Annotated in this window: 19 protein-coding genes; 10 read left to right on the top strand and 9 right to left on the bottom strand. The window is 64.2% G+C overall.

All coding sequences use genetic code 11. The features are described from left to right. Positions 1-76: 76 nt before the first annotated feature. Positions 77-1,030, bottom strand: a complete 954-nt coding sequence (locus tag PCA20602_RS19905) for a helix-turn-helix domain-containing protein (protein WP_069342202.1) — start codon at positions 1,028-1,030, stop codon at positions 77-79. Between the two features lie 309 nt (positions 1,031-1,339). Between PCA20602_RS19905 and pobA the strand changes: the two genes are divergently transcribed. Next, positions 1,340-2,518, top strand: coding sequence for a 4-hydroxybenzoate 3-monooxygenase (gene pobA / locus PCA20602_RS19900; RefSeq protein ID WP_150722663.1), 1,179 nt, complete (start codon positions 1,340-1,342; stop codon positions 2,516-2,518). Between the two features lie 358 nt (positions 2,519-2,876). Further along, the gene (locus tag PCA20602_RS19895) at positions 2,877-4,256 is read left to right on the top strand and encodes an MFS transporter (RefSeq protein ID WP_150722662.1); all 1,380 of its coding nucleotides are present in this window, start codon (positions 2,877-2,879) and stop codon (positions 4,254-4,256) included. 93 nt (positions 4,257-4,349) lie between these two features. Here PCA20602_RS19895 and PCA20602_RS19890 read toward each other — a convergent pair whose 3' ends face one another. From PCA20602_RS19890 to PCA20602_RS19880, 3 genes are all read right to left on the bottom strand, one after another. Then, the gene (locus PCA20602_RS19890) at positions 4,350-5,192 is read right to left on the bottom strand and encodes a DUF72 domain-containing protein (protein ID WP_150722661.1); all 843 of its coding nucleotides are present in this window, start codon (positions 5,190-5,192) and stop codon (positions 4,350-4,352) included. Between the two features lie 120 nt (positions 5,193-5,312). After that, on the bottom strand, positions 5,313-7,067 hold the full coding sequence (locus tag PCA20602_RS19885) for a chloride channel protein (RefSeq protein WP_150722712.1): 1,755 nt from the start codon (positions 7,065-7,067) through the stop codon (positions 5,313-5,315). Positions 7,068-7,137: 70 nt separating this feature from the next. Beyond that, the gene (locus tag PCA20602_RS19880) at positions 7,138-7,611 is read right to left on the bottom strand and encodes a MarR family winged helix-turn-helix transcriptional regulator (RefSeq protein ID WP_246182248.1); all 474 of its coding nucleotides are present in this window, start codon (positions 7,609-7,611) and stop codon (positions 7,138-7,140) included. A gap of 255 nt (positions 7,612-7,866) precedes the next feature. On the opposite strand from PCA20602_RS19880, the gene PCA20602_RS19875 reads away from it, so the two are divergent. Continuing rightward, positions 7,867-8,109 carry a hypothetical protein gene (locus PCA20602_RS19875; RefSeq protein ID WP_069342159.1) on the top strand — a complete coding sequence of 81 codons (243 nt, stop codon included), beginning with the start codon at positions 7,867-7,869 and terminating at the stop codon, positions 8,107-8,109. A gap of 442 nt (positions 8,110-8,551) precedes the next feature. Continuing rightward, a complete protein-coding gene (locus PCA20602_RS19870; protein WP_150722660.1) occupies positions 8,552-9,202 on the top strand; it encodes a hypothetical protein in 651 nt (216 codons plus the stop codon). A gap of 54 nt (positions 9,203-9,256) precedes the next feature. Here PCA20602_RS19870 and PCA20602_RS19865 read toward each other — a convergent pair whose 3' ends face one another. Beyond that, a complete protein-coding gene (locus tag PCA20602_RS19865; RefSeq protein WP_150722659.1) occupies positions 9,257-10,291 on the bottom strand; it encodes a cation diffusion facilitator family transporter in 1,035 nt (344 codons plus the stop codon). A 142-nt stretch (positions 10,292-10,433) separates the two neighbouring features. Between PCA20602_RS19865 and PCA20602_RS19860 the strand changes: the two genes are divergently transcribed. From PCA20602_RS19860 to ahpF, 4 genes are all read left to right on the top strand, one after another. After that, positions 10,434-11,681, top strand: a complete 1,248-nt coding sequence (locus PCA20602_RS19860) for a helix-turn-helix domain-containing protein (protein WP_150722658.1) — start codon at positions 10,434-10,436, stop codon at positions 11,679-11,681. A 51-nt stretch (positions 11,682-11,732) separates the two neighbouring features. Beyond that, a complete protein-coding gene (locus tag PCA20602_RS19855) occupies positions 11,733-12,410 on the top strand; it encodes a Vgb family protein (RefSeq protein ID WP_150722657.1) in 678 nt (225 codons plus the stop codon). Between the two features lie 171 nt (positions 12,411-12,581). Continuing rightward, positions 12,582-13,145: an alkyl hydroperoxide reductase subunit C gene (gene ahpC, locus PCA20602_RS19850; protein ID WP_069342163.1), complete on the top strand. Its 564-nt coding sequence runs from the start codon at positions 12,582-12,584 to the stop codon at positions 13,143-13,145. A gap of 203 nt (positions 13,146-13,348) precedes the next feature. Then, positions 13,349-14,938: an alkyl hydroperoxide reductase subunit F gene (gene ahpF / locus PCA20602_RS19845; RefSeq protein ID WP_150722656.1), complete on the top strand. Its 1,590-nt coding sequence runs from the start codon at positions 13,349-13,351 to the stop codon at positions 14,936-14,938. A 126-nt stretch (positions 14,939-15,064) separates the two neighbouring features. On the opposite strand, the gene PCA20602_RS19840 is transcribed toward ahpF, so the two are convergent. Beyond that, a complete protein-coding gene (locus PCA20602_RS19840; protein ID WP_150722655.1) occupies positions 15,065-15,883 on the bottom strand; it encodes a 4'-phosphopantetheinyl transferase family protein in 819 nt (272 codons plus the stop codon). Positions 15,884-16,334: 451 nt separating this feature from the next. Between PCA20602_RS19840 and PCA20602_RS19835 the strand changes: the two genes are divergently transcribed. Further along, positions 16,335-17,333: an aldo/keto reductase gene (locus PCA20602_RS19835; RefSeq protein WP_150722654.1), complete on the top strand. Its 999-nt coding sequence runs from the start codon at positions 16,335-16,337 to the stop codon at positions 17,331-17,333. A gap of 86 nt (positions 17,334-17,419) precedes the next feature. Here PCA20602_RS19835 and PCA20602_RS19830 read toward each other — a convergent pair whose 3' ends face one another. Next, positions 17,420-18,418, bottom strand: coding sequence for a sigma-54-dependent Fis family transcriptional regulator (locus PCA20602_RS19830; protein ID WP_246182247.1), 999 nt, complete (start codon positions 18,416-18,418; stop codon positions 17,420-17,422). Between the two features lie 300 nt (positions 18,419-18,718). On the opposite strand from PCA20602_RS19830, the gene PCA20602_RS19825 reads away from it, so the two are divergent. Beyond that, positions 18,719-19,633, top strand: coding sequence for a LysR family transcriptional regulator (locus tag PCA20602_RS19825; RefSeq protein ID WP_150722653.1), 915 nt, complete (start codon positions 18,719-18,721; stop codon positions 19,631-19,633). A gap of 74 nt (positions 19,634-19,707) precedes the next feature. Here PCA20602_RS19825 and PCA20602_RS19820 read toward each other — a convergent pair whose 3' ends face one another. Together PCA20602_RS19820 and PCA20602_RS19815 are read right to left on the bottom strand one after the other, a co-directional pair. Continuing rightward, on the bottom strand, positions 19,708-20,934 hold the full coding sequence (locus PCA20602_RS19820) for an aminotransferase-like domain-containing protein (protein ID WP_150722652.1): 1,227 nt from the start codon (positions 20,932-20,934) through the stop codon (positions 19,708-19,710). A 149-nt stretch (positions 20,935-21,083) separates the two neighbouring features. Next, on the bottom strand, positions 21,084-21,575 hold the full coding sequence (locus PCA20602_RS19815; RefSeq protein WP_150722651.1) for an SRPBCC family protein: 492 nt from the start codon (positions 21,573-21,575) through the stop codon (positions 21,084-21,086). Positions 21,576-21,618 lie beyond the last annotated feature (43 nt).

Raw genomic sequence — 21,618 nt, 5'->3', positions numbered from 1 at the left:
ATGGCGCCGATGTCGTTCCGTCGGCGCGATCGTCAGTCACCTTGGTATGTCGCCCTCGCGGGATGCCCGGGCCACATCAGGGCAACAGTTCTGCGGACAGCGCCGAGTCGTCGCCCAGATGCGCGTGTTGCGCCGTACGCCGGAAGGCGGACGGCGTCACGCCGACATGGCGCTTGAACACGCGGCAGAAATACGCCGGGTCCTGAAACCCGAGTTCGTAGGCGACGTGCGAGACCGGCGCGGGAATGTAGATGAGTTTGCGCCGCGCTTCGAGCATCAGACGATCCTGCACCAGATCGAACGCCGATTTGCCCGAGATACGCCGGCACAGACGATTGAGCTTGCTCTCCGTCACATGCAGGCGTTCGGCGTAGGCGGGTACGGCCCACGCTTCGGTGTAGTGCGTTTCCACGAGCGCGCGAAACCGCGCGAACAGATCCAGTTCCGTGCGTCCCGTGCGCGTGGCGGAATCGTGATGCGCATGCAGGCGTGCGAGCAATAGCAGCACGCTGCGCGTGAGCCATCCGACCATTTCCGCGTGCCCCAGTTGCGGGCGCGAAAACTCGTCCATGATGAGACCGAGCAGCGTGTAGAGACGATCGCGTGTTTGCGGCGCATCGGCCAGCGCGAACAGCCACGGTTTGCGAAGCAGCGAGGTCATGTCGGCATCCGCACCGATGGCGGCGTCGAATGGCACGCTCTGCGCCATGGTGAGTACGAAGCCGTGCGCGCCGCGCGAGAAGCGGAAGTTGTGCACGGCCGACGGGTGCACCGTGATGACGGCGGGACCTTCGACTTCCCACGTCGCATCGTCGACATTTGCCTCGACCTTGCCTTCGAAGATCGCGAGCACCTGAAACAGACCCAGATGGCGATGCGTATCGATATGCCAGTCGTAGAGACGGCTGCGTGTCTCGATCCATTCGATATGGACGAAGTCGCCGCTGTCGGTTTCGGTCAACTCACCGTACAACGAGAATTCCGGAATCGCCTCGCGCGCCGCGCGCAGCCGGGATGACGCGCCTGACATACTGGTTTTCCCTTGGTCGAAGTTGTCGAAAAAGTACAAGAAAGTCGCCGATTCATCCATTCAACGCGACGTGCGCGCTCCATAAGATATGACGCATTCGCCCCTCGTGACAAGGCGTTAAAAAAGCACTTAGGACAGGCGCGCGGGCATGCGTGTTTACGCGTAGTCCTAAGTGGGGCAGCGAGCGTGAGACAACCAAGAAATGCAATTCGTCCGCTGCCGGGGCTTCCTCCTTTTGCCTGATTCATGTCGCGAGATGCCCGGCGCAGGTGTGCCGGACGTGGGCGGTGCAATCACAGGAGACAACCTATGCGCACCCATTACCCCGTCGTCATCGTCGGCGCTGGTCCCGCCGGCTTGCTGCTTTCCCATCTGCTGCATCTCAAGGGTATCGATTCGATCGTGCTCGAATCGCGCTCGCGTGCGGCGGTCGAGTCGACCATCCGCGCCGGTGTGCTGGAGCAGGGCACGATGGACATCCTCAACGACACGGGCGTGGGTGAGCGCATGCGCCGTGAAGGCGCGGTGCACCACGGTGTCGAACTGGCCTTCGGCGGGCAGCGTCATCGCATCGCGCTGACCGAGCTGACCGGGCGCTCGATCACGGTCTACGCGCAGCACGAGGTCATCAAGGATCTGATCGCGGCGCGTGAGGCGGCGCAGGGCGAGATCCTGTTCGATGTCTCGGACGTGTCGGTTCACGATGTCGACAGCACGCAACCGAGCGTGCAGTTCACCGTGGACGGACAACCGCGACGCCTCACCTGCGATTTCATCGCCGGCTGCGATGGCTTCCACGGCGTGTGCCGTCCGGCCATGCCCGCGTCGGTGCGCAAGGAATACCAGCGCGTGTACCCGTTCGGCTGGTTCGGCGTGCTGGTCGAGGCCCCGCCGTCGTCGGACGAACTGATCTACGCTGCACACGAGCGAGGCTTTGCGCTGATCAGTACGCGCTCGCCGACGGTGCAGCGCATGTACTTCCAGTGCGATCCCAACGAGCGCGCCGAGACGTGGAGCGACGCGCGTATCTGGGAAGAACTGCACACGCGCACGGAGAGCGACGACGGCTGGCGTCTCACGGAAGGTCCGATCTTCCAGAAGAACGTGGTTGCCATGCGCAGCTTCGTCGCCACGCCGATGCAGTACGGACGTCTCTTTCTCGCGGGCGACGCGGCGCACATCGTGCCGCCGACCGGCGCGAAGGGGATGAACCTCGCGGTGGCCGACGTTTGGCGGCTGTCGCACGCGCTCGACGACTTCTTTCACCGCGACAGTGAGGCGGCGTTGCAGGGGTATTCGGCGGCGGCGCTCAAGCGCATCTGGCGTGCGGAACACTTCTCGTACTGGATGACCCGCATGCTGCATCGTCTGGACGACGCTACGCCGTTCGAGCAACAGATGCAGCGCGCCGAGCTGGAGTACGTGGTGAGTTCGCGTGCGGCGTCGCTGATGCTGGCGGAAAACTACGTCGGCCTGCCGCTTGCCTGAGCCGGAGCCGTTTGAACGGGTCTGGGCGGGCCTGAGCGGGCCTGATGGGGCGGCGGGCCGTGGCCACCGTCTCAAGGACCACACCACCGGTGTGCTATAACCGCCACCGGTGGCGTCACGCATAACCGCCCGTTATGGATGGCCTGACGAAAGATCATTTCGACAGGCGGGATATGGACGTACATTAGCGGCAGAAATCTGCTTTGCCGCCAAGCCGCGATGCCGCATCAAGACGGCAGGACGGACAGACCCCCTGCGCGCGCCACCCCCGACACACGGATGCGCACCGGCGGTGATCGATTTCCAAAAAAATAATGGAATGAACAACGGAGCGCTCGCGCCCCGAGGAGACAGCGTCATGAATCATCCGCGCACGGTGGACGTGCCCGCCTACATCAACGCTCAGCGCTTTTCCAGCTATCAGTGGCTGGTGCTGATCCTGTGTTTCTTCATCGTGGCCATCGACGGCTTCGATACCGCCGCCATCGGTTACATCGCGCCGTCGCTGGTGCAGCAATGGCATATCGACAAGGGCTCGCTCGGCCCGGTGCTTTCGGCCGCTCTGTTCGGGCTGGCAGGCGGGGCGATCTTCGCCGGGCCGCTGGCCGACAAGGCAGGCCGCAAGACCATACTCGTGTTGTCTGTGGTGTTCTTCGGCGTGGCGAGTCTTGCCACGGCCTTCGCGCAGGATCTTCAGACGCTGACCGTGCTGCGCTTTCTAACGGGCCTCGGACTCGGCGCTGCGATGCCGAATGCCGTGACGCTGATTTCCGAATACGCGCCGCAAGCGCGCCGTGCCGTGATCGTCAACACGATGTTCTGCGGCTTTCCGCTCGGCGCTTCCGTTGGCGGTTTCGTGGCCTCGTGGCTGATTCCGCATTTCGGCTGGCATAGCGTGCTGGTGCTTGGCGGCGTGCTGCCGCTGGTGCTCTCGGTGTTGCTGATTGCGTGCCTGCCGGAGTCGGTGAAGTTTCTCGTGGTCAAGCAGAAGCCGGTGGCGCGCGTGCGTCGCATCCTGTCGCGTATCGCGGGCGAGTCGTTCGACGATGTGAACACGTTCACCGTGAATGAAGCCGCGCCGAAGCGCGCCGGTTCGGCCATCGGCGTAGTGCTCTCGAAGCAGTACGGTTTTGGCTCGGTGATGCTGTGGGTGACCTACTTCATGGGCCTCGTGATCTTCTATCTGCTCACCAGCTGGATGCCGATCCTGTTCAAGGACGCGGGTTTCACGGTCGAGCGCGCCGCACTGATTACGGCCTTGTTCCCGCTCGGTGGCGGCATCGGCACGATCCTGTCGGGCTGGCTGATGGACAAGTTCAACGCGCAGAAGGTGGTGGCGGTCGGCTACGCGCTCACGGCGGTGCTGGTGTATGCGGTCGGGCAGGCGATCGGCGACATCGGCATGCTCGTCACGCTGATCTTCCTCGCGGGCACGGCGATGAACGGCGCGCAATCGTCGATGCCGTCGCTGGCCGCCATGTTCTACCCGACGAATGGCCGTGCCACGGGCGTGGCATGGATGCTCGGCATCGGACGCTTCGGCGGCATCGCCGGTGCGTTGCTCGGCGCGGAACTCGTGCGCCGTCATCTGGGATTTTCCGCGACGTTCTCGCTGCTGGCGATTCCGGCGGTGATCGCGACGATCGCACTGCTCGCAAAGAACGCATGGGAGCGCACGCGCGGCGACGTGCCGGCGCAGAACGCTGCCGAAGCCCGTAATTCCGCGGCGATGCACTGATCGACGGATCGACGATTGACCGTGCTGTTGCTGTACCGGACGCGGCGCCTTATGCGCCGCGTTTTTTATTGCAGGCAGAGCGTGGGCGGAACGTCAGCGCTTCCCAAGCGCGTCGATCATCGCCATCGCGGCGGCCGGGTTGCGCTCCTTGAAGCCGCTGATGACATAGAGGAACACGTCGCGATGTTTGGCCTTGAGCGGCGCTTTGGCGACGGTGTCGAGATCGTCAGGCATGCCACCGGCGGCGAACGTCGTCGCGCGGTCCAGCCATTGCGCCATCGCCTTCGGGGCATAACCGAGTTTGTAGCGCTCCTGCGTGCCCATCAGCCGCGCGTAGACGAACGGCGCCGTGCTGTCGGCGATGCATGGAAACTTGGCATCACCGGCGAGCACGATGGCCATCTCGTACTTGCGCGCCAACGCGACGAACTCGGGTGTCGCAAAGCTCTCGTGACGCACTTCCAGCGCATGACGGATCGTGTGTCCGCCCGCCGTTGTCGGCAGCAGATTCAGGAAGTGTTCGAAGTCTTGCGCGTCAAACGTCTTCGTCGGTGCGAATTGCCAGTTCACCGGGCCGAGTTTCCTGCCCAGTTCCAGCACGCCGCTGTCGAAGAAGCGCGCCACGGAGTCGCCCGCTTCGGCCAGCACGCGGCGATGCGTGGCGTAGCGCGACGCCTTCACTGAGAACACGAAGTCGTCTGGCGTTTCTTCGAACCAGTTGCGAAACGTCGCAGGCTTTTGCGAGCCGTAGAACGTGCTGTTGATTTCGATGGAGGTGAGGTGTCGGCTCGCATATTCGAGTTCGCGGCGCCTGGGCCACTTCTCGGGATAGAACGTGCCTTGCCACGGGGCGAAATTCCAGCCGCCGACGCCAATGCGAATGCGCTTGTCGTCGGTGGCGGGAGTCGGCGTCTTGGGGGATCGGGTCGTCGCCATCGGAGAGTGACGCACGCGGCGGTGCGTTGTCGGTGGGATCAAGTCCCCGATGGTGGATCAACGACGTGGCGCGCGTCAACCTTGTACGAATGCACGCCACGTGCCGATGGATCTCGACGCTCAGACGCGCTTGCGTCCCAGATGCAGCATGCGCTCGCGCACTTCTTCTTCTGAGCGCCAGTGTTCGGCCGGTTTCACCAGATCGCTGCGACTGATGATGCCGACGAGCTTGCGTGACGTCGCATCGCTCACGACCGGCAAACGCTCAAGTTGATGCGCGGCCAAACGTGCGGACACGATGCGCCCGGTCTCCGAAGGCAGCGCGACGAGCGGTGGATTCACGCCATACAACTGCCCGAGCGTTTGCAGTCCCTGCGTCTGCGCGCGGGTGAGCGCCTGCCGGTCGACCATGCCAAGGACGGCGCGCGACGCGTCGACGACCGGGTAGGCGCGATGACGCTGACTCGCACCGAACGCCTGCTGCGCGGTGTCTTCGATGGACATCTCGGCACGCAGCGATTCCGGATCACGTGTCATCAGTTCGCCCACGTGCAGGCGCTCCAGCGGATCGACCCCGTATTCGCGATGGATGTGGCGTCCGCGTCGCGCGATCTTCTCCGTCATGATCGAGCGCGGCATGATCCAGATCGTGACGCCGTAGGACACGCCGCAGGTCAGCAGCAGCGGCAGCAGGGCGTTGACGTCGTGCGTCAGTCCCAGTGCGAAGACGATCGCCGTGAGCGGTGCGCCAAGCACGCCTGCGAGCGTGGCCGCCATGCAGACGAGCGCCCAGAGCGTGATGTCGCCGCCGGGCAGCACGGGTGCGAGCAACGTGCCGAGGCCTGCGCCGATCATGAGCAGCGGCGCGAGCACGCCGCCGGACGTGCATGACCCCAGCGCAATCGCCCAGATGAGCGCCTTGACGAGCAGCAGCGCGAGCGCGGCGTGCATCGTGAAATGTCCGGCAAGCAGATCGGCGATGACGTCGTAACCGACCCCCAGCGCGCGCGGTTCGAGATAGCCGCCAATGCCCACGGCGAGACCGCCGATGGCAGGCCACCACATCCAGTGCACGGGCAGCTTGTGGAAGGCGTCTTCGATGGCGTACAGCGCGCGCGACATCCCTGCGGAGAGCAGGCCCGCGCACACCCCGGCAATCAGGCAGGAGACCAGCGCAATGGGCGAGACGGCGGGTGTCGTCATCGGAAAGAGGGGCCCGGCTTCAAGCAGCAGCGGGCGGGCGAAACCGGCGACGGCGCACGCCACGATCACCGGCAGCAGACTGCGCGGCCGCCATTCGAACAGCAGCAGCTCCACGGCCAGCAGCACGGCGGCGACCGGCGTGCCGAAGACTGCCGTCATGCCCGCCGTGGCGCCGGCCACGAGCAAGGTCTTGCGCTCGGCGGCGCTCAGGTGGAAGTACTGTGCGATGAGCGAGCCGACGGCCCCGCCCGTCATGATGATCGGGCCTTCCGCGCCGAACGGGCCGCCGCTGCCGATCACGATGCCGGACGAGAGCGGCTTGAGCACGGCCACGCGCGGCGACATCTTGCTCTTGCCGAACAGAATCGCCTCGATGGCTTCGGGAATGCCGTGTCCGCGAATCTTGTCGCTGCCGAAGCGCGCCATGACGCCGACGATCAGACCGCCGATGACGGGCAGGGCAATGACTGCGATGCCGAGGGTGTTTTGCGACGGCGAGTGCGCGGCGAACGAGAGCGTCTGATAGAAGAAGAGGTTGGTGAACCCCTGAATCAGATTGAGCAGCAGCCAGGCGGCGGGCACACCGCAGAAGCCGATGACGGCCGCCAGAGCAATGAGGCGCGGCAGCCCCGGCGCGCGCGCGAAATCGCGCGCATGCGCGGGAAGCGGCATCGGGGCGTGTGTCGACGCCGATGCCTGTGCCGGAGTGGAGTGAGGTGCAGAAGCCATGACGGTACCGGGATTACAGATGGACGCCACGAATGTGGAAGATGTCGGCGAAGGTGCTCAGTTCGTTGCGATGCTGGGCCGCGAGATTCGCCAGACACGCTTCGCCCGCCGGGGACAGATGAATTTCCACGACGCGCCGGTCGCTCTCGTTCTGACGACGCGTGACGAGCCCGGCCTTCTCGCAGCGGGCAACGAGCGCAACCACGCTGTGATGCACGGCCTGAAGCCGCTCCGCTAATTCACTGATAGACGCCCACTCCCGCCCCGGGATACCTTTGACGTGCAGCAACAACAGATACTGCTGCGGCGTGATGCCTCCCTCGCGTGCCGCCGTCTCGCTGAAATTGAGAAAGCGCCGCAGCCGATAGCGAAATTCCGAGAGCGCCTCGAAGTCGCTCTTCGTCAGGGCGTGCGCTGTGATCGGCGCGTCGGGCACTTCGGGGGCATGTTGCTGCGCCGGATGGTCCGGGGGAGTCGATGCAGTCATAAGTCAGCGGCTAAGAATATGGGAGACGTCTGAAAGCCGAAAAATATATCACATTGCGATATAAATGACGGTCTTAGGGATAGCCGGGGTGACAAATCTGGGCGGTCGCGTGCAGAATCGCGAAAAAACGAGACTCAGTCGTTACTGGAAACTCGATCCCCGCCAGGACGTAGCAGTGCCGGAGTGTGGTTTGCCAATCGCCGCTAGCCGGCGCAGGCGTCCTCCGAGCGGGCCGACCTCTGACAGGGAGGAGACATGGCTTCCACGGTCCGACGCCGCTGGCGTACGGGAACGTTGTTGTTGCTGTCGGTGGCACTCGGTTCGACCGTTGCCGCTTATCACTACGCCACCGGTTTCGAAATCGGCGGCGGCGTCTTTCAGCAGATCGGTTTCGGACGTCAGGGCACGTCGTCCGGACCGGGCGCGCACGCGCGCGGCGCCCCACGGCAATGCGCGGGAAGCGATTGCCGTGACGACGGCGAATCTCCGCCACGCTGAACCCCACGTTTCAAACGCCTTCCTGAGCACGGATACCCCGGATCGGCTCCGCCTGGACCGTCGATCCGTCGTCCCGGCCCCGCGCTTGTTGTGCGGCGGCAACGCATGCTCACGGCCAATCTGACTGTCACAGGCCGCGTGCTAGCATCGCGGCACTAAACCAGAACGATGCCGGATACCACGGCAAACGTCAGGGGCGCAACATCTCAGCGGGGAATGTAGTGAAGTTTGATTTCGGAATACACCGTAGGACCGGTCGCGCCTATTGCTACGCGATCTCACCCTCTGCAACGACGATCGACACGGGCATGCGCGAACGCGGTTCGCCGTCTCGACGATCCGGGTTGTCAGCCGACGCTCGCCAATCCTCGTTCTTGACGTGGCCCAACGCCATCTAACGTCCTCCAACGCCTCTCCCCCTTTTTTGAGTTGCAAGTAACACATGAACTGCAAGGCAATGGCTTTTGCCGTGGCGACGCTCGCATGCACGGCGCATGCGCACGCCATCGAAATGTACGGCACCGTGGGCACCGAAGGTCTGGGCTACGGTATGGGTGTCGGTATCACGCGTCATATCGGTGCGCGTGCCGACGTGAATGGGCTGGCGCTGTCGCATAGCTTTACGGCCGGTGAAGTGCGCTACAACGGCAAGGCGCGTTTCCTGCACGGCGGCATTTATGCGGACTTCTTCCCGGCCCCCGCAACGTTACCGTTTCGCCTGACGGCGGGCGTGCTGGTCGGCAACGACCATGTCGATCTCGTGGGCCACGCGGTGCAGGACGTCTATGTCTATCGCGGCGTAGCCTATCCGACGGCGGGGCAATCGGTGACCGGCCGTATCAAGCTGCCGACGGTGCGCCCGTATCTCGGTATCGGTTTCGGCCACGCACCGGAAGGCACGCCCGGCTGGTCGATGTCGTTCGACGCAGGTGTCGCGTACGGCCGGCCGAAGGTCGACCTCAACGTGTCGCCGTTCATCACTGCCATCGTCGGACAGGCAACCGTCGATGCACAGCGTCAGGAGCTTCAGGACAAGGCTGACCGGCTTCGCTTCTACCCCGTCGTGAAGCTCGGCGTGACGTATCGCTGGTAATGCACGTTTGCGGCCCGGCGAAGCGCAACGCTCGCCGGGCCGTGACCGCCGGCGTCATCCGTCTCGCTCGTTACACGGCGATTGGGCTTCACATGCCGCGTCTTCGATCTGAATCGTGGCGTGCTCCACGTTGAAGCGCGTGGCCAGCCGTTGCTGCACGGCGACCATGGCGTCGCGCGTGCTCGCGCCGGGCGCGGGCACGGCATGCAAGGTGATCATGTGACGCTCGCCCGTAATCGACCACGCGTGGATGTGATGCACGCTGCGCACCTGTGTGACCGTGGCCTCCAGATCGGCCTTGATTTCCGTAGGGTTGAGCGAGTCGGGCGTGCCTTCGAGCAGGATGTGGGCGGATGACCTCACGATGCCCCACGCGCTCTTCAGAATGATGACCGCCACGAAGATCGACAGCAGCGGGTCGATGGGCATCCAGCCGGTGAGCAGAATGACGACGGCCGCGACGATCGCCGCTGCCGAGCCCAGCATGTCGCCCAGCACGTGTAACCAGGCGCCGCGCATGTTCAGATTCTCGCGGTTGCCGCCATGCAACACCATGAACGCGGCGATGTTCGCGAGCAGCCCCGCAAACGCCACGATAAGCATCGTCGTCCCCACAATCGGTACCGGCTCGGTAAACCGTCGGATCGCTTCGATCACGATCCATCCCGCAATGACGAACAGCGCGCATCCGTTGACGAATGCCGCCAGCACTTCGAGCCGCTTGTAACCGTAGGTCAATTGCAGCGTCGCCGGTCGCTTGCCGTAGTGAATCGCGATCCAGCTAAAAGCGAGCGCGGCCGCATCGCTCACCATGTGGCCGGCGTCGGCGAGCAGCGCAAGCGAGCCGGAGAGCAGGCCGCCGACAATTTCGATCACCATGAAAACCGCGATGAGCACGAAGGCGATGCCGATCCGCCGCTGATCGGTCACGCCACTGGCATGGCTATGACCTGCGTGGCTGTGTCCCGCATGGCTGTGTCCGGCGTGCGTGTGGTGAGCGTGATCGTGGTCGCCGTCTCCATCGCTGCCGTTGCCGTGCGGATGATCGTGGTCGTGCGCCTCGTGCGCCTTGTGCGATGGGTTTGGCATGGCTTACCTCGCGTCGGGATGCCTCGATTGTAATCCTGCGCTGCTTGTCTGCCTTAGCGTCTGCCTGATGACGGCACGTCGAAGGCGCGCCCGTCGTAGGCACAGAGGCGGGGAGTGAGAGGTCGCGCGGTAATATCCCGCGATGGACTCCCTCCTTGCCGCTTCCGCCCGCGCGCTGGCCGCGGGCGATCCGCTTGGCGCATTGCGCCGTGTCGCCCTTCGCGACGATCCGCCGGCGCTTGCGCTGCGCGGAATCGCGATGGCGCAGCTCGGCGATTATCCCCTCGCCCGCGATCTGCTCAAGCGGGCGGCGCGTGGCTTCGGTGCACATGAAGCACTTGCGCGGGCACGGTGCGTCGTCGCCGACGCCGAAGTCGCGCTCGCCATGCGCGACATCGGCGGCACCCTTCGCGCATTGCAGACGGCGGCGGCGTATCTCGCATCGCATGGCGACGCACCGAACGCCATGCTCGCGCGGCTCATCGTGGCCCGGCGTCTGCTGCTGATGGGCAAGCTCGATGCGACGGCGCAGGCCCTCGATGAGGTGTCCCACAGTGACATCCCGGCACGTCTCGTTGCCGTGCATGCCCTGATTGCGGCAGAACTGGCGCTGCGCACCCTGCGCGTCGACGACGCACGTCATGCGCTTGGCCGCGCGCGATCCGCCGCCGACACCGCCGGTGTGCCAGCACTGCGCGCGGAGATCGACGGTCTTCATGACGTGCTGACGCGCCCCGCGGCGAGACGGTGGCAGCGCGGCAGAGAGCAGACGGTGTCGATCGAAACCGCCGCAGCGCTGGTGCACTCCGATACGCTGGTGATCGACGCCTGCCGTCGTGGTGTCGGCACGGGCAATGTGTGGCGTCCGCTGGCGAGGCGTCCGGTGCTCTTCACGCTCGCGTTGACGCTGGCCCGCGCCTGGCCGGGAGATGCCTCGCGCGAACGCCTGATCGCCGAAGCGTTTCACCTGCGCCGTCCCGAGGATATGGACGAGACGCATCGCGCACGTCTGCGCGTCGAGATCGGGCGTCTGCGTACGCTGCTTCGCGGCATCGCCGATATCGATGCCACGGCGGCCGGTTTCGCGCTGCGACCGTGTGGCCGCGCAGGCATGGCAAGCGAACCGGATGTCGCCGTGCTGCTTCCGCCCATCGATGGCGAACGGGCATCGCTCGTTGCGCTGCTTGCCGACGGCGCCGCGTGGTCGACGTCGGCGCTCGCGCTGGCCCTCGGCGCCAGTCAGCGCACGGTGCAGCGTGCGCTGAGCGAGCTGGAGACGCAGGGACGGGTGCGCGCAATCGGTCTGGCGCGCGCGCGTCGCTGGATGGCGCCTCCGCTCACCGAATTCACGACGATATTGTTACTCCCTGCCGGATGGGCGTTTGGCTAGAGTGGACTTGCACGCCGAACGTGGCGTCTCTACAGAAGACAGGAGCCTGACATGACGAGCAAACCCCAGCAGCAAAGCCGCCTTCAAACGACCGCCGTGAGTGCGGCCGACATCACCAGCGAATATGGTCCGTTCCCGGGCTTCGATCGCATCCACGGCGTGACCTTCGACGGACGGCAGGTATGGGCCGCTACCGGCGAAGCGCTGGTGGCCTTCGATCCGTCTAACGGCGCAGTCAGCCGCACGCTCGACGCGCCGAGCGATGCCGGTACCGCATTCGACGGCAAGCATCTCTATCAAATCGCGGAATCGCGCATCGACAAGATCGATCCGTCGACCGGTCGCGTGCTGCATTCGATCCCGGCGCCCGCCGACCGGGGCAGCAACTCCGGGCTCACGTGGGCCGAAGGCAGCCTGTGGGTCGGTCAGTACCGCGACCGCCGCATCCTGCAAATCGACCCGGCGGACGGACGCGTGTTACGCACCATCGAGTCCGACCGCTTCGTCACGGGCGTGACGTGGGCGAACGACGAACTGTGGCACGGCACGTGGGAGAACGAACAGAGCGAGCTGCGTCAGGTCGACCCGACCAGCAGCGAAGTCCTCAAGCGCGTGCAAATGCCGGATGGCGTGGTCGTGAGCGGCCTGGAGTACGACGGACACGGGACCTTCTACTGCGGCGGTGCAACCAGCGGCAAGGTGCGTGCCGTGCGCTACCCCAAGGCCTGACGCCCCCCTTGTCCGCATGGCCGCCGCCGGGGGGCGCGGCGAGGCCATAGCCGCCAGGCTATCGACATCGATAGTCTGGCTTAATCGCATAGATTCTAAGAATCAATTTCAATTGATCGATAGCATTCGGCATACTGGCAACACTTTCCACCCCGTCCAAGAGACAACGTCATGCCGATCATCAACACCCAGATCAAGCCGTTCAAAGCCAACGCCTACCAAAATGGCGACTTCATCACCGTGACCGACGAGACCCTGAAGGGCAAGTGGTCGGTGGTGGTGTTCTACCCGGCCGACTTCACCTTCGTGTGCCCGACCGAACTTGGCGATCTGGCCGACAACTACGAAGAATTCAAGAAGCTGGGCGTTGAAATCTACAGCGTCTCGACCGACACGCATTTCACGCACAAGGCCTGGCACGACACGTCGGACACGATCCAGAAGATCCAGTACCCGATGGTTGCCGACCCGACGCTGGCGATCTCGCGCAACTTCGACGTGCTGATCGAGGAAGAAGGTCTGGCCCTGCGCGGCACGTTCGTGATCAACCCGGAAGGCGAGATCAAGCTGTGCGAAATCCATGACAACGGCATCGGCCGGGACGCCAAGGAACTGCTGCGCAAGGTGCAGGCCGCTCAGTACATCGCCGCTCACCCGGGCGAAGTGTGCCCCGCCAAGTGGACGCCGGGCGCTGAAACGCTGAGCCCGTCGCTCGACCTGATCGGCAAGATCTAAGCGTCACGCATGACCGAAACCGCATCGTAGTTTCGTTGCTGTAAGCGCCGCTCCCGTCACAGAGCGGCGTGTCCTGCCGGCGCGCGGGTCCCCCTAAACCCCGCTGCGCCGGCACCCAACCCCGAATTCCCGACAACTCATCTGCGCCAGCCGACGGCCGACGCGGTGGACCTCGCTCACCCTATCGAGACGGAAACAAAGCCATGTTGGACGCGAACCTCAAAGCCCAGTTGCAAACGTACCTCCAGAAAGTCACGCGCCCCATCGAGATCGCCGTGTGGCTCGACGATAGCCCCAAGTCTGCCGAAATGAAGGCGCTGGTCGACGAGATCGCGCCGCTGTCGGACAAGATTGCCGTCGTGTCGCGTGATGACGCCAACGAGCGTCGTCCGTCCTTCGCGATCGGCACGCCGGGTGAGGCGCCGCGCATCCGTTTCGCAGGGTTGCCGATGGGTCATGAGTTCACGTCGCTGGTGCTCGCGCTGCTGCACGTCGGTGGTCATCCGCTCAAGCTCGACGACGACACCATCGCGCAGGTTCGCGATCTCGATGGCGATTTCCGCTTCGAGACGTACATTTCGCTGTCGTGCCAGAACTGCCCGGAAGTCGTGCAGGCACTGAACGTGATGGCGCTCATCAATCCGCGTATCCAGCAAGTCACCATCGACGGTGCGCTGTTCCAGAGCGAAGTCGAAGCACGTCAGGTGATGGCGGTGCCGACGGTGTTCCTCAACGGCGAATCGTTCACGCAAGGCCGCACCAGCGTGAAGGAACTGCTCGCGAAGCTCGACACGGGCGCGACCGCCCGTGCCGCCAAGGCGCTCGAGAACAAGCCGGTCTACGACATGCTGATCGTGGGCGGTGGACCGGCAGGGGCCGCCGCAGCCATTTACGCGGCGCGCAAGGGCATCGTGACGGGCGTCGTCGCCGAGCGCTTCGGTGGTCAGGTGCTCGACACGATGGCGATCGAGAACTTCGTCTCCGTCACGCACACCGAAGGGCCGAAGTTCGCCACGGCGCTGGAGCAGCACGTGAAGTCGTATGACGTCGACGTAATCGACACGCAGCGTGCCGAAGCGTTGATCCCCGGCAAGATTCACGAAGTGCATCTGGCCAGCGGCGCGGTGCTCAAGGCCCGTGCCGTGGTACTGGCGACCGGCGCCCGCTGGCGCGAAATCGGCGCACCGGGCGAGCGCGAATACCGCAATCGTGGCGTCGCCTACTGCCCGCACTGCGATGGCCCGTTGTTCAAGGGCAAGCGCGTTGCCGTGGTCGGTGGCGGCAACTCGGGCGTGGAAGCGGCGATCGATCTGGCGGGCATCGTCAAGGAAGTCACGCTGATCGAATACGGCACGCAACTGCGCGCCGACGAAGTGCTTCAGCGCAAGCTGCGCAGCCTGCCGAACGTGCGCGTGCTGATGAATGCGCAAACGACGGAAATCGTCGGTGACGGCCAGAAGGTCAACGGTCTGACGTATCTCGACCGTGCCACGGGCGAGGGTTCGACGATTGCGCTCGAAGGCGTGTTCGTGCAGATCGGTCTGGTGCCGAACACCGAGTGGATCAAGGGCACGGTCGCGCTCTCGCGTCATGGCGAGATCGAAGTCGATGCCAAGGGTGCGACGTCCGTGCCGGGCGTGTTCGCGGCGGGCGACGTGACGACGGTGCCGTTCAAGCAGATCGTGATCGCCGTTGGCGAGGGTGCCAAGGCATCGCTCGGCGCGTTCGAGCATCTGATGCTCAGTTCGGTCGAAGACGAGATGGTGGCGGAAGCCGCCGCCGTGGCGGCCTGATCCCGACGAGGGTGTTGCGGTCACAGGACCGCAGCACCGATCGACATGCAGTACGCGAAGCGCCCATGACGTCGTGCATGGGCGTTTTGCTTTTCCGTGCGACGTCAGCCGCCCGGCCTGCGTCGCTCATCCGTCGATACGCTCGACGCTGACATTGCCAGCGCCCGACACCGTGCCGGTAATCCGTAGCATTGGGTCGAGCCAGTCCGTCATGCTCCAGATGTCGTGGGTGACGCGGCGTTGCCACACGCGCAGCGGCGTTTCGCTCATCGGCAGCCCTGAGAGGTCGATGGCGCTCATGCTTTCCAGTGTGGTGCCGCCGACCTTGACGAGACTTTCCTTGCGCGTCCACAGACGCAGCCACGCCAGCGCACGCGGCGACGGCGCGTGATGCGTAAATGCCACGCTTGCGAACGCGCCGAGTCGACTGCGCTCGCGCGCGTTCACGCCCGGCAGGTCGATGTCGAGCGATAGCGCTTCGTCCCAGTGTTCGATGTCGATGCCGACCGGCGCGATGGCGCATGCTGCCGCGACCGCCCCCCGGGTGTGGCTCAGGCTGACATGCAAGCCGGGATGGGCGGGCAGGCGAGGGCGTCCGTGCGCACCGCCGCATTGTTCGCAGCGCTGCACGAGGATATAGGTGCGCGCAGCGGCCCCCGGCGTGTCGGAGCAGCCCGTGACGCGCGCTGCCGCCACGCGCGCAAGGATGTGTGCCGCCACATAATCATCCCGATCGGCCGGTCGGGAAAAGGCGTCGGCGCGCTTGCGCTCGTCCGGCGTCAAATGTGCCGTCCATCCCCTGAAGCGAGCCAGCACACTGGCTGACGTCCCGTATAGCGCCAGCCCGGTGAGTCCAGCGAGCGTGCTGAACGCATGGCGTGTGTTGATCCCCTCTGACCCGCTCGGCTTGTCATGGGTTTGCGTGGCCGTATTGTCGTTTGTCATCGTGTGTCGTGCGCCGCTTCGGCGGCGAAGACAAATGACGGACTCCAAGCAATTTGAATGCCATCGTGAACCGGCTGCCTCGCGCGGCGGCGTTCGTAACGCCTGCCAAGTGTTCGACGCGCGCTCACACGCACGGACACCTGTCGCAACGTGCGACAGGTGTCGCAGTGCCGGACAGCTGTACGGTCATTTCGACGGGAGAAAATCCGTCTCGCGGCGCACGATGCTCACGACATCCCGCACACGATGAATCCTCGTTCGAAGCAATGAGCGCGTGCAGGCATGCGGGTTGTGAGAGGGTGGTACGCATTGCGATTCAGGCTTGAGGGAAATATCAGGCTGGCGAACACCGAAATGGTTCGAAACTTGCATGGTGATGACGACGTACCGGTGTCGCCTGACTGTCAACTTCGTGACGCCGGACCCACGACCACACCACAGGAGTTTTGCGATGCTGCCAACACGCCGGCTTGGGAATCAGGGACTGGAAGTCCCCGCTATTGGACTCGGTTGCATGGGGATGAGCTATGCCTATGGTCCCTCCGACGACACCGAGTCGGTTCGCGTATTGGAACGGGCGTTGGAGATGGGATGCAACTTCTTCGACACCGCAGAGGTGTACGGACCGTTCGAGAACGAACGCCTGCTCGGGCGGGTGCTCAAGGGGCGTCGCGACAAGGCGATCATTGCGACCAAGTTCGGATTCCGCTTCGAGAATGGGGCGGTGACGGGCGCCGACAGTCGTCCCGAGCACATTCGCGAGGTGGTCGATGCAAGCCTCTCGCGGCTGGGTACCGATTACATCGATTTGCTCTATCAGCATCGCGTCGATCCTAATGTGCCGATCGAGGACGTGGCAGGCACGGTCGGCGAACTCGTCAAGGCAGGCAAGGTGCGCTACTTCGGATTGTCGGAAGCGGGTGAGCGAACGATTCGCCGCGCGCACGCCGTGCATCCGGTCAGCGCGCTGCAAAGCGAATACTCGCTCTGGCATCGCGATCTGGAAGCGTCGATCCTGCCGTGCCTGCGCGAGCTGGGTGTCGGGCTCGTGCCCTTCGCACCGCTCGGGCGCGGCTTTCTTACGGGCACGGCACGCCGCGCAGAGGACTTCCCGGAAGGGGATTCCCGACGTACGTCAGACCCGCGTTTGCAGGGCGAAAACTTCGACGCGAATGTGAAGCTGGCGAAGACGCTCGCAGGCTATGCGACACAGATCGGCGCAACACCGGCACAACTGGCGCTCGCGTGGCTGCTCTCGCGCAGCGACGACATCGTGCCGATTCCCGGCACCCGTCGTGTGAGCCGTCTGGAGGAAAACCTGGGAGCGGCGAGCCTGCACCTCGACCCCGCCATGACGCGCACGCTCGACGCGCACTTCGGTGCAGGAGCGACGACCGGATCTCGTTACAAAGCGACGGCCATGATGGCGCTGCTGGCCGACCCGGCATAAGGCAGAGGAAGCCAGGAAAGACGCAGCAGGGTAGTAAGACAGCAGTAAGGAAGACGGGCGGCACACATCGCCGCCCGTCGACGGGCTTAGCGTTCCGAGCCGAGCAAGACGTCGCTGCCCATGTCGCGCACGTGAGGAATGTGAAGTTCGCGAAGTTTGCGATAGAGCGACGTGCGGCAGATGCCGAGTTCGCGGGAGGCTGCCGAGATGTTCCAGCGCCGCGACGACAGCACGCGAATGATGATTTCGCGCTCGCCGTTGGCAATGGCCGAGAGCGTTGCGATCGGGGCAATCTGAATATTGCCGGGTGGGCTGGGCAGCGAGGTGACCGGCGCCGCTGCACGAGTGGCCGCAGCTGTCGCGCTTTGCACGAGATTCGCCGGCAGATCGTGCACCCGGATCGTGTCGTCGCTTTTGACGGCGCACGCGTACTGAACCGCAGCACGCATTTGACGCAGGTTGCCCGGCCACGAGTAGGACAGCAACAGCTCACGGGTTTCGTTGTCGAGCGATGCGAAGCCGGCGTTGCCGCGCGACTCCGCGACGATCATCGTATCGAGCAACCAGGCGCGGTCTTGCCGTAGTCGTAGTGGTGGTAGATGCACGATGCCGACGGCGACTCGATAGTAAAGGTCCTCGCGAAACGCGCCCGCCTGAACCCGCGATTCCAGGTTCTGGTGCGTCGCACAAATGAGTTGAAGATCGACGGGCACGGGCGTGGCGGAACCAATAGGCGTGACCTCCCGTTCGGAAAGCACACGCAGCAAACGCGTCTGTTGTGCGAACGGCATGTCGCCGATTTCGTCGAGAAACAGTGTGCCGCCATCGGCCTGCACGACCTTGCCTTTCATGCCGGTATTGAGCGCGCCGGAGAATGCGCCGCGTTGATAGCCAAACAGTTCGCTTTCGATGAGGTTTTCCGGGATCGAGCCGCAGTTGACCGACACCATGCTGGCGCGACGGCGGGCGCTGTAGTCATGCAGCGCCCGTGAGAGGTATTCCTTGCCGGTACCGGTTTCTCCGAGAATCAGGATGGGAAGCTGGCGATCGATGAGCAGTCGGGCACGGGCAAGGGTCGCCAGCATTGAGGAGTCGTTACCGCAGAGCCGATCGAGCGATGGCCTGGACGAAGACTGAAAGTTTGCGTTTGAACGGGCCAGCGGATCGTGGGCGTACATAGCGTCTCTCATTGACTTTATAGGAATTGGCGAGCGCTGCGTTTGGCGGCGCAATATCGCATCGTGGCGACTGCCGTGGGGGTGCTCCATAAAGCAAAACCAAGGATAGTTCGATTTTCGAGAGGTCTCCAATACCATATGATGCGATGACTGATACCGGTTCGCTATGAATAGAAACCGATGTTCTTTACAGGGGGAGAAGGCTCCATGGAACTGAGGCAACTTCGCTATTTCGTAGTACTGGCTGAAACACTTCACTTCGGGCGCGCAGCGAACCTGCTGCATATCTCGCAACCGCCGTTATCGCGTCAGATCGCGATGCTCGAAGAGGAGTTGGGCGTTGTACTGTTTCAACGCACACAGCGCAGCGTCGCGCTCACCGCGGCAGGACAGCGTTTCTACCGCGATGCCCGCTCGGTGCTCGCCACGCTCGACCAGGCACGCTCGCATGCGCGTGCTGCCGAGGTTGGCGATTCCGGCATGCTTTGTGCCGGCTTCATGTTTGCCGTCGCGTGCAGTGTGTTGCCGGTGCTCACGCGCGCGTTTGCCGCGGCATTTCCGCGTATCGAAGTCAAACTCAAGGAAACGATTCCGACCGAACTGGCCGATCAGTTGCGCTGCGGGAAAGTGGACGTCGGCATCATGTATTCCTCCGATGCGACCGACGAACTGTGCACGGAAACCATCTTTCGCGAGCCTCTGGTGGCGGCGCTACCCGCCGGACATCGGCTTGCGGCCCGCACGGCGATCTCCATCGGCGAGCTGCGCGATGACGCTTTCATCATCTCGCCGCGCGAGGCGTCGCCCTTCATCCACAACACGATTACCGAGCATTGCCGTCAGGCGGGGTTTTCGCCACGCGTGCGGCTCGAGACCAACTTCCAGCAAACGATCGTGAATCTCGTCGGACAGCGGCTTGGCGTGGCGCTCGTGCATAGCTCGATGCGCAGCACGCGCGCGGAGAACGTGCAGTTCGTGCCGTTGCTGCATGCGCCGCACATCGACGTGGCGCTCGTGTGGAACGAGAAAAGCAGCAATCCCTGCGTGCCACGCTTCGTGCAGACGGCGCAAAACCTCGGATTGTTCGAGCCTTCCGACGCCACGCTTCAGGCGTGTGCGTAAGACGCCGTCGTCACGGAGATTGCAGGCGTAGCGGCGACGACGGCGTTCGGGGTGGGTTTTCGGGAGACGGTGATTCAGGAGACCGTGAGACAGGCTTCTGTCGTGCGAAGTCGCGCCTTGATGGCCTGTGCGAGACGTGCGATGCCGGTCTCGATCTGCGAAGGCGTCGCGGTCGTGAACGTGAGGCGCATCGTGTTGGCCTTCGGCGCGACGGCGTGGAACGACGCGCCCGGAATGAACGCGACGCCGCGTGCGAGCGCATCGTCGAACAGGCTCGCGCTGTCGATACCGGCCGGCAACGTCACCCAGAGGAACATGCCGCCCGTGGGACGTGTCCAGGACACGCCCTCGGGCATCTGCTCCGCGAGGCATTTGAGCATGAGAGCACATTGCGCGCGGTAGCGCAGGCGAATGGCGTCGAGATGGGTGTCGTATTCGCCATCGGTCAGCAGGGCATGCGCGAGCCGTTGCGTGATGCCCGTGGTATGCAGATCGCTCGCCTGCTTGGCTTGCAGCAGCTTGACCATCAATTCCTCGGGCGCGACGACATAACCCACGCGTAAGCCGGGCGCGATGACTTTGGAGAACGAGCCGAGATGCACGACGCTGTCTGGCGCCATCGAAAGCAGCGACGGTGGCGTGACACCGCTATAAACCAGTTCACCGTATGGGTCGTCTTCGACGAGCAGCAAGCCGTTGCGTGCGGCTTTCGACACCAGCGCGATTCGCCGATCGAGCGCGAGGGTGCGCCCCGTCGGGTTCTGGAAATTCGGCTGGGTGTAGAGCAGTCGCGCGTTGCGCATCGACGCTTCATCCATGCGCTCGGGAAGCAGTCCTGCGGCGTCCGCCGGCACCTCTTCGAAAACGGGCTCGTACTGCGCGAGTGCCTGCACGGCGCCGAGGTACGTCGGCGTCTCGATCAATACGCGCGAGCCGGGATCGACGAGCACGCGTGCGACGAGATCGAGGGCCTGTTGCGAGCCGGTCGTCACGAGCACCTGCGAAGGACTGACAGCGGCGCCCTGGCGCGTGAGCCGTGCGGCAATCGCCTCTCGCAACGGCAGGTAGCCCTCGGAGGGTCCGTATTGCAGTGCACCGACCGCATCACGTTGCAGAATGCGCTCGACCGACGCCTGAAGGCGTTCGACCGGCAGCGCATAGGGCGAAGGCAGACCGCCCGCGAACGAGATGATGTCGGGCCGCTCGGCGACCTTGAGGAGTTCACGCAGCGCCGACGGCTGCATGCGTTGCGCGCGCGCCGCGAGTTGCCAGCGGCCGGCGGGCGGGAGATGTCTGTCCATGAGGCGGTCCGTGACGAAGCGAAATGAGGAAGGATCGCCCCCACGATGCGGCGTGTGGGGGCGGCAAGCATGAGACGAATGCGCGATGCCAGCGAGGGAGATCGACGAGGAAGGTCAACGTCAGCACCCGCGCCGGCACCGCCGAACGATCACTCGTTGAACATCTTGCGCAGGTTGTCCATCGCCATCTTTAGGAAGCCGACGGCGAAGGCGTCGAACGCCGGTTGATCCTTCGGGTTGCCCGAGCGCGCTTCGCCCACGATGCGATAGGTCGCCGTACAGGCCTTGTCGCCGCGCGGCACGACTTCCATCGACGCCCACATGTTGCCGATGTCGAATGTCGTGTAGATCAGCGTCCAGCTCATCGTCATGGCGTCGTCGTCACGCGTGTTGAGTTGCTCCACGACCAGATCGCCGCCGGTGAAGTGCTTGTGACGCAGCGAGCGCGGCCCCGTCGCGGTACCGGTCATCTGAATGTATTCCAGCCCCGTGACGAAACGGTTGTAGCCGTCGAAGCGGCCCACGATGTTCCAGACATCGCGCGCAGAGGCATCGAGGTCCGCAACGCCGGCGTGGACCGTCGTCGTCAGGTTGTGGATCAGCGTATCGGGTTGCAGTTCGGTGCGGACTTTTTGCAGCATGATGAACTCCTCGACAGGAAAAAAGGGACTGCGCGAATATCAA

Source organism: Pandoraea capi (assembly GCF_902459735.1).
GTDB classification, from domain to species: Bacteria; Pseudomonadota; Gammaproteobacteria; order Burkholderiales; family Burkholderiaceae; genus Pandoraea; species Pandoraea capi.
This window is presented reverse-complemented; position numbering and strand designations above follow the sequence as displayed.

Excerpts from the sequence above, each read along its gene's own strand:
- PCA20602_RS19905 (WP_069342202.1), bottom strand. The coding sequence starts at position 1,030 with ATGTCAGGCGCGTCATCCCGGCTGCGCGCGGCGCGCGAGGCGATTCCG.
- PCA20602_RS19855 (WP_150722657.1), top strand. The coding sequence starts at position 11,733 with ATGACGAGCAAACCCCAGCAGCAAAGCCGCCTTCAAACGACCGCCGTG.
- PCA20602_RS19885 (WP_150722712.1), bottom strand. The coding sequence starts at position 7,067 with ATGCCGCTTCCCGCGCATGCGCGCGATTTCGCGCGCGCGCCGGGGCTG.
- PCA20602_RS19865 (WP_150722659.1), bottom strand. The coding sequence starts at position 10,291 with ATGCCAAACCCATCGCACAAGGCGCACGAGGCGCACGACCACGATCAT.
- PCA20602_RS19895 (WP_150722662.1), top strand. The coding sequence starts at position 2,877 with ATGAATCATCCGCGCACGGTGGACGTGCCCGCCTACATCAACGCTCAG.
- PCA20602_RS19880 (WP_246182248.1), bottom strand. The coding sequence starts at position 7,611 with ATGACTGCATCGACTCCCCCGGACCATCCGGCGCAGCAACATGCCCCC.
- PCA20602_RS19830 (WP_246182247.1), bottom strand. The coding sequence starts at position 18,418 with ATGCTGGCGACCCTTGCCCGTGCCCGACTGCTCATCGATCGCCAGCTT.
- pobA (WP_150722663.1), top strand. The coding sequence starts at position 1,340 with ATGCGCACCCATTACCCCGTCGTCATCGTCGGCGCTGGTCCCGCCGGC.
- PCA20602_RS19815 (WP_150722651.1), bottom strand. The coding sequence starts at position 21,575 with ATGCTGCAAAAAGTCCGCACCGAACTGCAACCCGATACGCTGATCCAC.
- PCA20602_RS19870 (WP_150722660.1), top strand. The coding sequence starts at position 8,552 with ATGAACTGCAAGGCAATGGCTTTTGCCGTGGCGACGCTCGCATGCACG.
- PCA20602_RS19840 (WP_150722655.1), bottom strand. The coding sequence starts at position 15,883 with ATGACAAACGACAATACGGCCACGCAAACCCATGACAAGCCGAGCGGG.
- PCA20602_RS19825 (WP_150722653.1), top strand. The coding sequence starts at position 18,719 with ATGGAACTGAGGCAACTTCGCTATTTCGTAGTACTGGCTGAAACACTT.
- PCA20602_RS19835 (WP_150722654.1), top strand. The coding sequence starts at position 16,335 with ATGCTGCCAACACGCCGGCTTGGGAATCAGGGACTGGAAGTCCCCGCT.
- PCA20602_RS19875 (WP_069342159.1), top strand. The coding sequence starts at position 7,867 with ATGGCTTCCACGGTCCGACGCCGCTGGCGTACGGGAACGTTGTTGTTG.
- ahpC (WP_069342163.1), top strand. The coding sequence starts at position 12,582 with ATGCCGATCATCAACACCCAGATCAAGCCGTTCAAAGCCAACGCCTAC.
- ahpF (WP_150722656.1), top strand. The coding sequence starts at position 13,349 with ATGTTGGACGCGAACCTCAAAGCCCAGTTGCAAACGTACCTCCAGAAA.
- PCA20602_RS19820 (WP_150722652.1), bottom strand. The coding sequence starts at position 20,934 with ATGGACAGACATCTCCCGCCCGCCGGCCGCTGGCAACTCGCGGCGCGC.
- PCA20602_RS19860 (WP_150722658.1), top strand. The coding sequence starts at position 10,434 with ATGGACTCCCTCCTTGCCGCTTCCGCCCGCGCGCTGGCCGCGGGCGAT.
- PCA20602_RS19890 (WP_150722661.1), bottom strand. The coding sequence starts at position 5,192 with ATGGCGACGACCCGATCCCCCAAGACGCCGACTCCCGCCACCGACGAC.